The 14,451-nt window shown below is 39.6% G+C and carries 15 protein-coding genes; 9 read left to right on the forward strand and 6 right to left on the reverse strand.

Annotation, left to right across the window (positions count from 1 at the left end):
* Positions 1–114 precede the first annotated feature (114 nt).
* The 3 genes from yebS to PR809_RS08145 all read left to right on the forward strand — a co-directional run bounded on the left by yebS (position 115) and on the right by PR809_RS08145 (position 4,037).
* Complete coding sequence (yebS, locus tag PR809_RS08135; protein ID WP_272524505.1) at positions 115–1,341, forward strand: membrane integrity lipid transport subunit YebS; 1,227 nt, start codon at positions 115–117, stop codon at positions 1,339–1,341.
* Positions 1,316–3,655, forward strand: a complete 2,340-nt coding sequence (locus tag PR809_RS08140) for a PqiB family protein (protein WP_181489768.1) — start codon at positions 1,316–1,318, stop codon at positions 3,653–3,655. The genes yebS and PR809_RS08140 overlap by 26 nt, the downstream gene beginning before the upstream one ends.
* A gap of 148 nt (positions 3,656–3,803) precedes the next feature.
* Positions 3,804–4,037, forward strand: coding sequence for a DUF1480 family protein (locus tag PR809_RS08145; protein ID WP_102138682.1), 234 nt, complete (start codon positions 3,804–3,806; stop codon positions 4,035–4,037).
* Between the two features lie 440 nt (positions 4,038–4,477).
* Here the strand turns inward: PR809_RS08145 and PR809_RS08150 are convergent, their stop codons facing one another.
* The 4 genes from PR809_RS08150 to ftnA all read right to left on the reverse strand — a co-directional run bounded on the left by PR809_RS08150 (position 4,478) and on the right by ftnA (position 6,908).
* A complete protein-coding gene (locus PR809_RS08150; protein ID WP_102138683.1) occupies positions 4,478–4,825 on the reverse strand; it encodes a DUF2511 domain-containing protein in 348 nt (115 codons plus the stop codon).
* 64 nt (positions 4,826–4,889) lie between these two features.
* On the reverse strand, positions 4,890–5,786 hold the full coding sequence (gene copD, locus PR809_RS08155; RefSeq protein WP_166264842.1) for a copper homeostasis membrane protein CopD: 897 nt from the start codon (positions 5,784–5,786) through the stop codon (positions 4,890–4,892).
* A gap of 1 nt (position 5,787) precedes the next feature.
* Positions 5,788–6,174, reverse strand: a complete 387-nt coding sequence (copC, locus tag PR809_RS08160; RefSeq protein WP_102138685.1) for a copper homeostasis periplasmic binding protein CopC — start codon at positions 6,172–6,174, stop codon at positions 5,788–5,790.
* Between the two features lie 230 nt (positions 6,175–6,404).
* On the reverse strand, positions 6,405–6,908 hold the full coding sequence (gene ftnA / locus PR809_RS08165; RefSeq protein WP_102138686.1) for a non-heme ferritin: 504 nt from the start codon (positions 6,906–6,908) through the stop codon (positions 6,405–6,407).
* Positions 6,909–7,198: 290 nt separating this feature from the next.
* Here ftnA and PR809_RS08170 point away from each other — a divergent pair, with 290 nt between their 5' ends.
* Positions 7,199–7,429: a DNA polymerase III subunit theta gene (locus PR809_RS08170; RefSeq protein ID WP_004253885.1), complete on the forward strand. Its 231-nt coding sequence runs from the start codon at positions 7,199–7,201 to the stop codon at positions 7,427–7,429.
* A 77-nt stretch (positions 7,430–7,506) separates the two neighbouring features.
* Here PR809_RS08170 and yebF read toward each other — a convergent pair whose 3' ends face one another.
* Positions 7,507–7,872, reverse strand: a complete 366-nt coding sequence (gene yebF, locus PR809_RS08175) for a protein YebF (RefSeq protein WP_206276854.1) — start codon at positions 7,870–7,872, stop codon at positions 7,507–7,509.
* A gap of 180 nt (positions 7,873–8,052) precedes the next feature.
* Positions 8,053–8,232: a YoaH family protein gene (locus PR809_RS08180; protein ID WP_004253877.1), complete on the reverse strand. Its 180-nt coding sequence runs from the start codon at positions 8,230–8,232 to the stop codon at positions 8,053–8,055.
* A 124-nt stretch (positions 8,233–8,356) separates the two neighbouring features.
* On the opposite strand from PR809_RS08180, the gene pabB reads away from it, so the two are divergent.
* The 5 genes from pabB to PR809_RS08205 all read left to right on the forward strand — a co-directional run bounded on the left by pabB (position 8,357) and on the right by PR809_RS08205 (position 14,447).
* Positions 8,357–9,727 carry an aminodeoxychorismate synthase component 1 gene (gene pabB / locus PR809_RS08185; RefSeq protein WP_206276853.1) on the forward strand — a complete coding sequence of 457 codons (1,371 nt, stop codon included), beginning with the start codon at positions 8,357–8,359 and terminating at the stop codon, positions 9,725–9,727.
* Positions 9,720–10,280: a CoA pyrophosphatase gene (locus PR809_RS08190; protein ID WP_102138689.1), complete on the forward strand. Its 561-nt coding sequence runs from the start codon at positions 9,720–9,722 to the stop codon at positions 10,278–10,280. Before pabB ends, PR809_RS08190 begins: the two co-directional genes overlap by 8 nt.
* 280 nt (positions 10,281–10,560) lie before the next feature.
* Complete coding sequence (locus tag PR809_RS08195) at positions 10,561–11,925, forward strand: L-serine ammonia-lyase (RefSeq protein ID WP_166264833.1); 1,365 nt, start codon at positions 10,561–10,563, stop codon at positions 11,923–11,925.
* 681 nt (positions 11,926–12,606) lie between these two features.
* Entirely contained in the window at positions 12,607–13,575 is a 969-nt protein-coding gene (gene manX, locus PR809_RS08200) for a PTS mannose transporter subunit IIAB (protein WP_206276852.1), read from the forward strand.
* A gap of 68 nt (positions 13,576–13,643) precedes the next feature.
* Positions 13,644–14,447, forward strand: a complete 804-nt coding sequence (locus PR809_RS08205; protein ID WP_004253851.1) for a PTS mannose/fructose/sorbose transporter subunit IIC — start codon at positions 13,644–13,646, stop codon at positions 14,445–14,447.
* Positions 14,448–14,451: the final 4 nt, after the last annotated feature.

Consider the following 14,451-nt stretch of genomic DNA (forward strand, 5'->3'; position numbering starts at 1 on the left):
TCAAGCAATTAATCAAATATTTGTAAGCATAGCCCTAAGATTACCAATTTGTCACTTTGAGGTAAATTCTTTTACACTAGATTACATCTAGGTAACCACCTAAAATGAGTCAATATGAGCCACACTAATCACACTGATTTGCTTTTTCAACGCTGTAATCATTGCAATCAGAAGCTACTAACGCCTCAATTCAGCATACGGCAAGTCGTTGTTTGCCCTCGCTGTTTTAGCCAACTTAATGATGGGCGATCTTGGTCACTTAATCGTTTATCAATACTGGCTATCACATTATTGATGCTTGCCCCCATTGCATTTTGGCAACCTCTCATTTCAATTCATTTATTAGGAAGCCAAATCAACGCAAATGTCATTGAAGGTATTCGCTTAATTAATCAACAAGGGGACCCATTTACCGCCAGTATAGTGGCTTTTTGTGCTATTGCCGCCCCCTTATTATTACCAATTTTAATTTTATTGTTACCTATTGGTCAGCGCATCAATTTGAATCTCCGGCCGATCCTTTTAGTGCTTGGACATATCAAAGAGTGGGTTATGTTAGATGTTTACCTGATAGCATTGGGTATTGCCGCCATTAAAATGCAAGATTACGCGAGTGTATTTATTGGCCATGGCTTAGTCGCTTTTATTACTATGTCTCTTCTCAGTTTATTAATTCTCATCCATATGAACCTAGATGAGTTATGGCACAAATTTTATCCCACTAATAATAAAGAAGCGCAAGATAGCACACTAGCCTGCACTGCCTGTCATTACACTGGGCCTGCGAATTGGAATGGGAAATGCAGACGATGCCATCGTCCTCTACATTTTCGGGAGCCTCATAGCTTACAAAAAACCTGGGCCGCACTAATTGCAGCCATGGTGTTATTATTTCCTGCTAATTTAATGCCAATTTCTATTTTTTATCTCAATGGACAGCGCTTAGAGGACACCATTTATTCTGGGGTCGTTTCTTTAATTGATACAGGCAACTGGCCAATAGCAATTATTGTATTCATCGCCAGTATACTAGTTCCATTTATTAAGATTATTATCATGATATTGCTACTGTTTTCTATCCATTTCAAAAGCAATACTGACCCTATTCTACGTATGAAATTACTTAAGTTTGTTTCATGGATTGGTCGTTGGTCCATGCTAGATTTATTTGTCATTGCTTTAATGATGACACTCGTTAATCGAGATCAGCTGATGTCTTTTACTATGGGGCCTGCTGCTCTGTATTTTGGTTCAGCCGTTATTTTAACTATTTTGGCTGTTGAGTGGTTAGATAGCCGTTTAATTTGGGATTCTTATGGAAAATCAAACCCCGCAAAATGAACCTTCTGAAGAAATATCAGAAGCCATATTACGTAAACGCAAGCAAATTTCGCCTTTCTGGCTGCTGCCTTTAGTCGCTATTTTCATTGCGGGCTGGCTTTTGTTTCAGCATTGGGTTGAACGAGGAACAGATATCACGATTGAGTTTACCTCTGCACCTGGTGTTGTCGCCAATCGAACGCCTATCCGATACCAAGGTGTTGAAGTTGGTTTAGTGCAATCTGTTGCTATCAGTAAAAATATGAAAACCATTATTGTGACCGCTAGTGTGAATAAAGACATGCGACCGGCTTTGAATTCGGGCACTAAATTTTGGTTAGTCACCCCCAAAGCATCATTGGCTGGCGTTTCTGGCCTTGATGCTCTGGTTGGTGGAAATTACATTGGCATGTTACCCAGCACAGGAACAGAGCAGTTCTCTTTTGTTGCACAAGATACGCCCCCACAACTCAATATTGATAAAGGTGAGTTACTTATTCACCTTACAGCTCCAGATCTAGGCTCATTGAATGAAAACTCCCCTATTTATTACCGGAAAGTGCCTGTTGGTTATATTTCGGACTACACTATTTTGCCTGATAACAAGGGTGTTTCCATTTCTGCGGTAGTAAAAAAGCCTTATGTTAACTTAGTCCGCAAAGAGAGCCAGTTTTGGAATGTATCAGGGCTTCAAGGCAATTTTGACCTTAAGTCTGGTGCCAGTCTAAAAATGGAAAGCCTTTCTGCAGTTATCAATGGCGCTATTGCCTTTGATTCACCGCAAAACAGCCCACAAGCAGAAGAAGGGCAACAATTTGTCCTACAAAGTAGCAAAAAGATAATCAAAACCGAAGAGGAAGACGGTAAATCCCCCCTTACGGTAGCACTTTGGGCACATGACACTTACGGTGTCGATAAAGGTCAACCGATTGTTTATAAAGGCATTCAAATTGGCGAGGTGTTACAGCGTCACTTGGCTACTGAGAAAGTCAATTTTAGTATCTTGATATATGATGAGTTCAAACACCTTGTGCGTGAAGATAGTAAATTTGTTGCTAATAGCCGGGTGGATATCCAATTAGGTCTTAATGGGGTGCAATTCCAAGGTGCTACTCCTCAAGAATGGCTAGATGGCGGCATCCATCTAATTGCAGGACAAAGTAAAGAGAAACTCCCCGAAACGTTTCCTTTATATCGTAGTGATGATAATGCAAAAGCGGGTATTTTAGGGGCTTTACCTCCCACCACTATCACCCTCAACACGACTACATTACCAGACATTCAAGCTGGCTCTGTTGTTCTTTATCGCCAATTTGCCGTCGGCAAAATCATTGCAATTAAACCGACCAAAGTCGGGTTTGCGATCAATGTAAATATCTCAAATGAATATCTTCATTTACTCACTGAGAACAGTGTGTTTTGGGCTGAAGGTGGCGCAAAAGTTCAACTTAATAGTAACGGTTTAACCGTTCAAGCGGCCCCTCTGAGCCGAGCCATTAGCGGTGCAATTAGCTTTGATAACCTTGATGGTAGCGTCGCCAATACTGCTCGACAGCATACACTTTATCCAAATGAGACCTCTGCGAAAGCAATAGGAAGCATCATTACTCTGACAACATTTGATGCATCAAAACTCTCCGAAGGTATGCCAATCCGTTACTTAGGTATAAATATTGGCCAAATTGAATCATTAAAATTGTCATCTGATAAACGTGAAGTGCAAGCAAAGGCGATCCTATACCCTGAATATGTCAGTACTTTTACTAAACTAGGAAGTCGCTTCGCTGTTGTAACCCCTGAACTATCTCCCGCTGGTTTAAATAATTTAGATAGTATATTGCAACCATATATTAGCGCAGAACCGGGACGGAATAATAAAACCCGTTATCAGTTTGAATTACAAACCGCCAATATTACAGACTCGCGCTATCTCGACGGTTTAACTATTTACCTTGATGCTAGTGATGTCGGGGCCATTCAGGTTGGCACGCCTATTTTGTTTAGAGGATTAGAAGTCGGTGTCGTTACAGGTCTATATTTGGGAGAGCTTTCCGATCGCGTATATGTTGCAACACGTATTGGGAAGGAATACCAATATCTTATTCGCAGCAATACCGAGTTTTGGCAATCCTCCGGTTTTAATTTTTCCTTTGGCTTAACGGGTGGCGTTGCCAAAAGCGGAACGTTCAAACAGTTTGTGCGTGGTGGTATCTCCCTTGCAACACCGCCATCAGTGCCTTTAGCCCCACAAGCTAAACCTGAACAGCATTTCATCCTAAAATTAGAACCCCCTAAAGATTACATGGCGTGGGGAACGTCTATCCCTAAAAAATAACCACTATTAGGGTGCATATTAACCACATATTGCACCCTTTCCTAACACACACCATAAAAATTATTTTGGAAATTAATTCCATTTATACTATGCTTAACTTCGTTGGGCTGATTATATATGGTTAAAATGGATAAAGTGAGGTGCAGTTATGTGTATTGTGAAATTGAAAATATCTTCCTATGAAATTAATGATGCGATTATGGCTTCCCACAAAAGCGATACCGTCAGTATTCCATGTGATTCTGATACTGACTTCTGCATGCAACTTGATGGGTGGGACGAACATACAAGTATTCCGGCAACTTTAGATGAGAAACCAGTCTTACTCTACCGTGATCGCTATGACAAAGAAAATCATCATTGGGTGATGAAACTGGCTTAATCGTTTTGTTACTATGCTTAGGTGAGTGACTAAAACTTAGGCGAGTGGCTAAGCATATAAATGAGCAGGAACTAATAAGCTGATATGAAATGAGAACGAACAAAATAATAGGCAAAAAAAGAGGCCTGGTAGATTCCGATTACCGGGCCTTGGGAAATGGCTCTGGCAGAGCCGTGCGCTAAAATTGCCATTGAGACGTAACAAAGTACACTCTAATACTAGCTTTCAATGCACGTTCTTACCATGTTTATTATCAATAATTTCACATATTATTAACACAATTTATTTCTTAATTTTCTAAAGTTGAACTATTTGTTTAATAGGTTGAACCTATGCATGCAATAACTCAAACCTTTCAATCAATCAACATATTGAATAATATTGATAATTTTCTAATTCCCCACTTTCCTATAGGCTGATAATTTTAATTGGCAATACACTTAATTGACCACACACAATTTTTCAGCGGCTTCTTTTATAGGCAAGATTCTTTCCTCTACTGACTTGGCGCTATCAATAGGCTTAAGTAGTACATCAATAGGCTGCGCTTTTATCTCTTTCTTATTCATCAGTTCAGTCGCTATTTCATTGAGTGGATATTGCATTAATGTGGCCGGGTTAATGACGACCAAAGCCCCATTATGGCGGCACTCTAACATGACCTCCTCACGAGTAAATGGCCAATCAGCACCAAATTGTTTTTTACTCACGGATGTTAACGGTGCAGAAAAAGCTGTACTCACAGTTCCACCCAATAATAGAGAGCAAATAATGAGTTTAAGTTTCATGGTAGTGACCTTATTAAACATTGAAGATATCGTTGCATATTATCAATTAAATATAAAAGTTTAGCTAGATTGGTTGGTAGCTTGCAAAAATCGCCACAGAAAGGATCGCCATAGTGCCTAACAGTAACTCAACCCAACTGTTAATGATTAGGTAATTTACCCGCCCTTTTTGCCTAATGATCGGAACAATGTAGTAGCGATTGATAATAGCTAACAAAAGCATTCCCCCCACTAAAATGATCTTAAACCAAAGTAGTGATTGGTATTCTGACCCAGAGTAGTTTAATGGCCAGCCTGGCAAGAGAGTTACTGCGCTGATGATCCCCGTTATAATAACCAGTGCAACGGCGATATGGCCAAAACGCGAAAAACGCATCATGGTATTCACAATTTGTTTATCCATCCCTTCAGCCATCTCTTTTTTATTGCGTAAAAATTGAATGCAAATTAAAAAAGGCCACAAACCACCAAACCAATAGGCAGAACTAATAAGATGAACAAACTGATTAATACGATGAAGCATTCCGATTGCGCCATCATGCATCGCCGCGTGCCCAATAAAAGCATGCAGACCGAGTAGGATTAGCGAAAAGAGCAATATTAACTTTAATCGTAATTTGATAGGTTTTACAAATAAAACCAAAAGTAATGAAACGGATGACAAAAGTTCCCAACGCCATATTTGACCAAATGACGTCCCTAATACCCCTTGCCATATCTCCCAGTCGATACTATCTTCCCAACCATCACCCATCAAACCTGCTTGCGCAAGCATCCAGCTAAAGGCCGTTAACACTGTAACGATGGCGCAGAAGAAAATGCCTTTATTCAGATAGCGGCTTAGTAAATAATTAAATGACCCGCGACTAAGCACCACTGCAAATATTGACATTCCGCACATCAATATTGCAGCGATAAAATGAACAAAGCGAATAAGTGTGTAAAAAGCTTCTAGTGACATATTATTTCACTGTAAAGCTATACGTTCCTTTTGTTTTGTGTCCATCGACAGAAACAACGCTCCAATTAACATCATATTTCCCAGCAATGAGCTTGTCTTCAACAGGAACGATCACTTTTGTATCGTTACTTGGGTCTAATATTGCTTTACCCGTTTTCACAATTTTATTTTCAGGCCCAATAATACTGACTTTAGTGAAATTAACTTCGATACCTTCAGAAAAGCTTAATGAGATAGACTCTGGCGCTTGTTCTACTGCTGTACCTTCAGCAGGAAGCTGGTCTTTTAAATGCGCATGTGCAAATGCTTGCTGGAAAGACATTCCTAAAAAAAGAACGGCAACTGCGCTGAGTTTGCGCCATGAAGATTTAATAGGGTTAATTGGCATAGTAACCTCTTAATTTGCAGGTGAATTTAGAATAATTGCCAATCATTATACGGAAAACAAACCATTTTACCGCTTAAAAATGGGTTTTATCGCCCTATCCTGTGAGTTTTCACACAAAATGAAAAGAAAAAGACTTATGAACATTGAATTACCGTATTCATGTCCATAAGTCTAGGGAGCTTTATATCAAGTTGAAATAAAAACGATGTTTCTATTTACTGGTGTTTCGATTAAACATGTGTTGCTGCTGACAGGTTTTTTAAGTCTTTATCTAGCAAGAAGAGTGCTTTACCAGACTCACCCACCATATCCAGTTTATCCAGAACTGATTTAAATAATTTCTCTTCTTCATGTTGCTCTGCAACATACCATTGTAAGAAGTTAAATGTAGAATAATCTTGTGTTGTCATTGCTAAATGAGCCAATTTATTAATTTCACGGGTGATTAATTGCTCATGTTCGTACGTTTGGTTGAATACATCGCTAATTGATTTGAAATCAACTGGTGGCGCTGCAATTTGCCCTAACAGTGGCAATGCACCTGTGTCACTAAGATAATCAAATAAACGCTGCATATGTTCCATTTCTTCTTGAGAGTGTGCTTTTAAGAACGCAGCAGCGCCTTCATAGCCTTTGTCACTACACCAAGCACTCATTTGCAAATAAAGGTTTGCAGAGTAAAATTCAAGGTTTAATTGCTCGTTTAATTTTTTGACCATATCTGTAGTTAACATATTTATGCCTTATCGGTTAATCATTGATGAGTATATTATGCACAGTATTACAATAATTAAAACCCTAAAACAATCTTAAAACAAAAAAATCCAATTTACTGATAATTAATAACTTTTGTTAAAAACAATAATAATCAATCTCATTATCTTTTCCTGTTTTTTCTTAATAACTAAATATATAAATGGATAAATTTAACCCTTATTTTTCATTATTCCAATTAATGTATTGAGATTTTTTCTCATTATCCAGTTACAATAATAAGGGATGAATTTAACCGTAGAGATCAAATATGAGTCACAATCTTGCTTTATTGCCTAAAGATGAAATGGATAAGGTCAATGTCGACCTTTTGGCTTCCGGTGTTGCATTTAAAGAGCGCTATAATATTGCCATCATCGCTGAAGCTGTTGAGCGAGAACAACCTGAACATTTAAGAGAATACTTCAGGGAGCGACTAGTATACTACCGCCAGCTATCACAGAATTTTGCACGTATGCCTTATGAGCCGCGAAATCGCTAGCCCCAAGAACACACAAAAAATGATGCAAAAAAGGGATAACCTGAATGGTTACCCCTTGATTCTCAAGATTAAAAAATTTATTTCGTCGTATTATATGTCACGGTGTTATTTTGGCAGTCTACCGCAATTGAATAATGTAAGTCAGATTTTGCACCACGAACAACTAGCGGTACCCTGTAACCTGTTTCGGTTTTAGTGACTTCACTATCATTGACCCATGCAACCGCTTTCTTGCCTAAAGCCGCTTTTTCATCCGTCCAGCGAGGTAAACGATTATGCATAAAATCGCTTTTCACTTGTGCTGCAATTTGTGGCTCAGTTAACGTACCACAACTGACGAAAGGTGCAGCTTTACCTTCTTCACTATTTGCGCTTAACGCAAAAGAGCTAAAAACCAGCGCACAAGCACCTAAAACTACAGCAATTTTTTGATTCGCTTCCATACCATCCTCCGATACCTATTAATAGGTAAAGACTTTTGATTAGTTTAGCGGCTTATTTCAGCCTATTAGATACCAGTTATCTTCTGGTTATTACCTAGTCTTCATTGATAAATAGAATGACTTAACTAATATTAATCTATCAGGTTTATGTATGGATGTTAATAGTATGTTTACGGATTATTAATTTTCATCATCAAAACGAACATGGATCTGCTCTTTACCTTGGTGCTTTTCTCTAATTTCTTGAGCGACTAATGCAATTGCCTCACCACTACTCATCCCTTCCGCCATCAATTGATGAATTTTTTCAACTGCTTCTTGCTGTTCTTGGTGATTAAGTGCTGGCATACCAGAAAACATGGTTTAAACCTCATGTATAAAAGACTAAAATCAATGATTAAGATTTTAACATCTCTTCGACTATTAAGATAAGAATATATGTTAATCTGTATTGATTCACTTGCGGAAATTTAGACTCATCATTATGGTTATCAAAAAAATCCAATTACCTTATAGCCCAAACACAGCCATTGATTATTTTACCCCTCTGGCACACCAGCCATGGGCGATGTTACTGCATTCAGGTAATGCAAAACACGCCCATAATAGGTATGACATTATTGTTGCTGACCCCATTGCAACACTGACGACTTATCAGCTTGAAACAACCATCTCAGAGCCAAATCAGGCTCCTATCGTTTCTGAATCAGATCCTTTTGAACTTCTTCAAGGATTGCTTGATAAATACCAACCGAAACATCAGGAAGAGACTGAATGTCCCTTCAATGGCGGAGCCCTCGGTCTTTGGAGTTACGATTTAGGTCGACGCATTGAAAAATTACCTGAAATTGCAACAACAGAATTGCAATTTCCAGATATGGCAGTTGGCATCTACTTGTGGGCACTCATTGTTGACCATCATAATAAAACCACCACACTCATTAGTTATGATGATGTTGAAGCTCGGCTTGCTTGGCTACAAGCCCAAAAGAAGCCCCGTAAAAACAAATTCCAATTAACGACCTCATGGCAATCAAATATGTCAGAAGAGGCATATCATCATAATATTGCCCGTATCCATGACTATTTACATAATGGTGATTGCTATCAAATCAACTTAGCGCAAAGATTCAAGGCCAAATATAAGGGCGATGAATGGAATGCATTTTTAGCGCTACTTGAGCGTAATGGAGCTCCTTTTTCTTCATTTATACGCCTCCCAGAAAATGCAATTATCAGTATTTCGCCTGAGCGTTTTATCAGTTTACAAGATGGGAATATTCAAACCCGCCCAATAAAAGGTACGCTACCTCGCCTAGATAATGAACAAGATGACCTTGCACAAGCAGAAAAACTGGCGAACTCAGTAAAAGACCGCGCAGAAAACTTGATGATTGTCGACCTACTACGTAATGATATTGGCCGCGTTGCAAAACCAGGCACGGTCAGTGTTCCTGAATTATTCGCTGTTGAAGCTTTTCCTGCAGTGCATCACTTAGTCAGTACCGTCACGGCAAAACTCGAGAGCCCATACCGTGCAACTGATTTGTTACGTGCATGCTTTCCTGGCGGTTCAATAACCGGAGCACCTAAAGTGCGCGCAATGGAAATTATCGAAGAGTTAGAACCCCATCGTCGACATGGCTATTGTGGCGCAATCGGCTATATTAGTTTCAGTGGTAATATGGATAGCAATATCACTATCCGTACTTTACTGACGTATAAAAAGCAGGTTTATTGCTGGGCTGGCGGCGGTATCGTTGCAGATAGCCAAGCAGACAAAGAGTATCAAGAAACTTTTGATAAATTAAGCCTGATCTTACCGTTATTAGGAGCGCTCAATACCGATGACTGAACTGAATAACTTTATCAGTCGTTTTCAGTTTACTTTACCGGCTACCCGCCAGTCTGAACGCAAGGCGGGTAAATCGGCGGCTGTTCTTTTACCTATTATCAATAAACCAAATCCGACGCTACTTCTCACACAACGCTCTCCTTTTTTACGCTCCCATGCAGGCCAAGTCGCCTTTCCGGGAGGCGCTAGTGACCCAGAAGATGGCACGCTCGTCAATACCGCCTTGCGTGAAGCTTATGAAGAAGTGGCCATCCCCCCTGAAAAAGTCACAGTACTGGGTCAGTTAAGCCCCTTACAAAGTTACGGTGGCTATGAAGTCACGCCAATCGTTGGCTTAGTGCCAAATAACATTCAATACCAAGCCAACCCGAGTGAAGTCGCCGCTATCTTTGAAGTTCCCTTATTTGATGCGCTTTCATTACAACGTCATAAGTATGTCGATATTAAGCGTTCAGGGCGACATAATCGCATCTTTTTCTATTGGTATAATGGCCATTTAGTGTGGGGACTAACCGCCTCTATTATTCACCAACTTGCGTTGCAATTGGATTAACGCTTAACACAACTTTTCACCATACGATGCCAGTATTGCAGTAAAATCTATTTAAGATAACAAGATATGACGTCATATATGACAAAATATACCTCTACCACCTGTTGCTTTTTTGAGCACATCACAGACATTTTGTGCTATTTACAATCAATTACCCTTCAGCAACTACCTTATTTCAAAAAATACTTTAAACTTACTGGTTAACACTACTAAATAACAGTAAAGTAGCGCCTTTTAAAATAATGCACTACATTTTCATCTTTTTTTTAAGGAGTCCTGCGTGATAAGCGTTTTCGACATGTTTAAAGTGGGCATAGGCCCTTCAAGCTCTCATACCGTTGGTCCAATGAAGGCTGGGAAAGAATTTGTCGATGATTTAGTAAGCAAAAATCTATTACCTAATGTCACTCGTATTTCAGTGGATGTTTATGGGTCATTATCGCTTACTGGAAAAGGGCACCATACTGATATTGCCATTATTATGGGGCTAGCAGGTAATTTACCTGCCACTGTCGACATTGAATCCATCCCAACTTTTATCAAAAATGTAGAAGAAACAGAAAAGTTATCATTAGCGAATGGTCTTCAGGTCGTAGACTTCCCTAATGAAGGTGGTATGAATTTTCGTCAAGACAACCTGCCATTGCATGAAAATGGCATGACAATCCATGCTTTTGCAGGTAATGATGAAATTTACACCAAAACCTATTATTCCATTGGTGGTGGTTTCATTGTAGATGCAGAGCATTTTGGCGAGTCAGCGCTTGATAGTAAACCGGTCTCTTATCCATTTAACTCTGCGGAAGAGCTGCTACTAAATTGTAAAAAATCAGGTCTTTCAATTTCTAGCTTAATGATGAAAAATGAGTTAGACCTTCATACCAAAGAAGAGATTGAAGCCTATTTCGCTGATGTATGGCAGACGATGCAAGCCTGTATTGAACGCGGTTTAAACACCGAAGGTGTTTTACCGGGCCCATTGCGTGTGCCCCGTCGTGCGCCGGCACTTAATCGAATGGTCACTTCATCAAGTAAGCTATCTAATGACCCGATGAATGTGGTTGATCTGATCAATATGTATGCCTTAGCCGTGAATGAGGAAAATGCAGCTGGCGGCCGTGTCGTAACTGCCCCAACTAACGGTGCCTGCGGCATCGTACCAGCGGTATTAGCTTATTATAATCATTGCATTGAACCTGTAACGCCAGAGTTATATATGCGCTATTTCTTAGCTTCAGGCGCTATTGGTATTTTATACAAAATGAATGCGTCCATTTCAGGTGCTGAAGTAGGCTGCCAAGGTGAAGTCGGTGTGGCATGTTCTATGGCCGCAGCTGGTCTGGCCGAATTATTTGGTGGCAGCCCTGAGCAAGTGTGTATTGCTGCAGAAATCGGTATGGAGCACAATTTAGGTTTAACTTGTGACCCTGTCGCAGGCCAAGTGCAAGTTCCGTGTATTGAGCGTAATGCCATCGCATCCGTTAAAGCGGTGAATGCCACACGTATGGCCCTACGCAGAACAAGTGAGCCGCGGGTTTCACTCGATAAAGTCATTGAAACTATGTACGAAACAGGGAAAGACATGAATGCGAAATATCGTGAGACATCCCGAGGCGGGTTAGCCATCAAAGTACAATGTGACTAATTTTATTCTCAATTAATTTAAGCCTTAAGCACCCTTTTCTATTCTGTTATCACTTTAAACAGTATTTTGAGGGTGCTTTTTTAATATGCATTAAAAAGTTTTTGTTATTCTTTAGTCACCTTTATCTTCCTAAATGATCCAATTCACCTAATCAATTACCCATAATTTTTCCATTGAATTAACTCAGTTTTCTTATATTCAACAAGTTACATCAAAACGAAATTAATACTATTTTGTGCTAAAGATTGTTTTGAGCTGAACAAGAGATAGCTAATCACTACTGAAATTTGGTTGTTTTTTGCTCTAAAAATCAATATCGCACTATTTTATTTGCTTTTTTTGTTACCGATAACACAGCAAGAAACTAACAAAAACAAAATACTCAGATTATTAATTTTATTGAATTGAAATAAACAGCAGCAAAATGCAATTCAATATCAATTTTTAGGTATATTCTTATTTTTCTGACGCGAAACAAGTTTTTAGGATAATGCAAGATGATATGCTAATAATGTAATTGATACTAACAACACCATGAGCTAGTTAATGAATATTATGAGATGTTTGTAATTATTCAGCTAAAATTATTATACAGGGGAAACTGATAAAAAGGCGCCTAACTTAAGTGTCCATTTTATCGACAGATAATGTTTTGTTTTATCTATCTATGAGGGAAAAATAGTGAGTATAGCTATTATGATTGGTACACACGGAGTCGCTGCAGAGCAGCTTCTTCGAACAACCGAAATGTTAATAGGCGAACAAGATAATGTGTCGTTTATTGACTTTATCCCTGGGGAAAACGCAGACACCCTATTTGATAAGTACACCCAAAAGCTAACTGATTTAGATACATCAAAGGGTGTCTTATTCCTTGTTGATACATGGGGAGGCAGTCCATTTAACGCGGCTAGTCGCATTGTTAATGAGCATGATAATTATGACATTATCACTGGTGTGAATGTTCCAATGTTAGTTGAAACCTTCATGTGCCGTGATGATGACCCATCATTGAATGAACTTATCTCTGTTGCACTCGAAACGGGTCGCGGTGGTGTTCGTTCATTTAAATTCAAAGAAGCTGAAACAGAAGTAGAACCGACTCCTGTCGCATCAAGCACCCCCGCCCCAGCACCAGTGAAAGCCGGCCCCGGTGGACATATGGTGATCGCACTTGCTCGTGTTGATGACCGCTTAATTCACGGACAAGTCGCAACACGCTGGACGAAAGAAACCCAAGTTAAGCGCATTATCGTAGTCAGTGATGACGTAGCTAAAGACCAAGTTCGTTCAACATTGCTGAAGCAAGTCGCACCACCCGGTGTCACCGCGCATGTTGTCGATGTGGCTAAATGTATTCGCGTCTACAATAACCCGAAATACGCTGGTGAGCGCGTTATGTTGCTTTTCACTAATCCAACTGATGTTAAACGTATCGTCGAAGAAGGTGTTGATATTAAGTCCGTTAATATTGGTGGTATGGCATACCATGATGGCAAAACCATGGTCACAAATGCCGTATCTATCAACCAAGAAGACATTGATGCATTTAATTATTTGAACGACAAAAATATTGAACTTGAAGTTAGGAAAGTCTCATCAGATAGCAAAGTTTATATGATGGACTTGATCAATAAGCTCAAAAAATAATTTTTATATTAATTTTAATCCATTACTCAAAACAGATTTTAAAACTTTTGGTTACAGGAGATTAAACAATGGAACTTACCGTTGTTCAAATAGTAATGGTCTTCATCGTCGCGTGTATCGCGGGGATGGGATCAATCCTTGATGAATTCCAATTTCACCGTCCTCTCATTGCCTGTACGCTTATAGGTATCGTTCTGGGAGATATGAAAACAGGTATCATCATCGGTGGTACATTAGAAATGATCGCACTTGGGTGGATGAATATCGGTGCTGCCGTTGCACCAGATGCCGCTTTAGCATCCATCATTTCAACGATCCTCGTTATTGCTGGTGGGCAAAGCATTGGTGCAGGTATTGCCATCGCCATCCCACTCGCAGCAGCAGGACAGGTATTAACCATTATTGTTCGTACTGTAACGGTTGCATTCCAACATGCTGCTGATAAAGCCGCCCTCAATGGTAATCTAACTGCTATTGGCTTTATCCATATTTCAGCTTTATTACTGCAAGCGATGCGTATCGCAATACCTGCGTTAATTGTCGCCATTTCTGTTGGTACATCAGAAGTACAACAAATGTTGGATTCTATCCCACAAGTTGTTACCGACGGCCTTAATATTGCGGGTGGTATGATTGTCGTTGTCGGTTATGCGATGGTCATCAATATGATGCGTGCAGGCTACTTAATGCCATTCTTCTACTTAGGCTTTGTTACCGCAGCATTTACTGACTTCAACCTAGTTGCACTTGGGGTGATCGGTACTGTTATGGCTATTTTGTATATCCAACTCAGTCCAAAATACAATAAATCACAAACTGTTGTTACCCAAGGGAATAGTAGTAATAACAACCTTGATAATGAGTTAGACTAGGAGG

It is taken from the genome of Providencia sp. PROV201, from assembly GCF_028479545.1.
Classification (GTDB): domain Bacteria; phylum Pseudomonadota; class Gammaproteobacteria; order Enterobacterales; family Enterobacteriaceae; genus Providencia; species Providencia huaxiensis.

Excerpts from the sequence above, each read along its gene's own strand:
- yebS (WP_272524505.1), top strand. The coding sequence starts at position 115 with ATGAGCCACACTAATCACACTGATTTGCTTTTTCAACGCTGTAATCAT.
- PR809_RS08140 (WP_181489768.1), top strand. The coding sequence starts at position 1,316 with ATGGAAAATCAAACCCCGCAAAATGAACCTTCTGAAGAAATATCAGAA.
- PR809_RS08145 (WP_102138682.1), top strand. The coding sequence starts at position 3,804 with ATGTGTATTGTGAAATTGAAAATATCTTCCTATGAAATTAATGATGCG.
- PR809_RS08150 (WP_102138683.1), bottom strand. The coding sequence starts at position 4,825 with ATGAAACTTAAACTCATTATTTGCTCTCTATTATTGGGTGGAACTGTG.
- copD (WP_166264842.1), bottom strand. The coding sequence starts at position 5,786 with ATGTCACTAGAAGCTTTTTACACACTTATTCGCTTTGTTCATTTTATC.
- copC (WP_102138685.1), bottom strand. The coding sequence starts at position 6,174 with ATGCCAATTAACCCTATTAAATCTTCATGGCGCAAACTCAGCGCAGTT.
- ftnA (WP_102138686.1), bottom strand. The coding sequence starts at position 6,908 with ATGTTAACTACAGATATGGTCAAAAAATTAAACGAGCAATTAAACCTT.
- PR809_RS08170 (WP_004253885.1), top strand. The coding sequence starts at position 7,199 with ATGAGTCACAATCTTGCTTTATTGCCTAAAGATGAAATGGATAAGGTC.
- yebF (WP_206276854.1), bottom strand. The coding sequence starts at position 7,872 with ATGGAAGCGAATCAAAAAATTGCTGTAGTTTTAGGTGCTTGTGCGCTG.
- PR809_RS08180 (WP_004253877.1), bottom strand. The coding sequence starts at position 8,232 with ATGTTTTCTGGTATGCCAGCACTTAATCACCAAGAACAGCAAGAAGCA.
- pabB (WP_206276853.1), top strand. The coding sequence starts at position 8,357 with ATGGTTATCAAAAAAATCCAATTACCTTATAGCCCAAACACAGCCATT.
- PR809_RS08190 (WP_102138689.1), top strand. The coding sequence starts at position 9,720 with ATGACTGAACTGAATAACTTTATCAGTCGTTTTCAGTTTACTTTACCG.
- PR809_RS08205 (WP_004253851.1), top strand. The coding sequence starts at position 13,644 with ATGGAACTTACCGTTGTTCAAATAGTAATGGTCTTCATCGTCGCGTGT.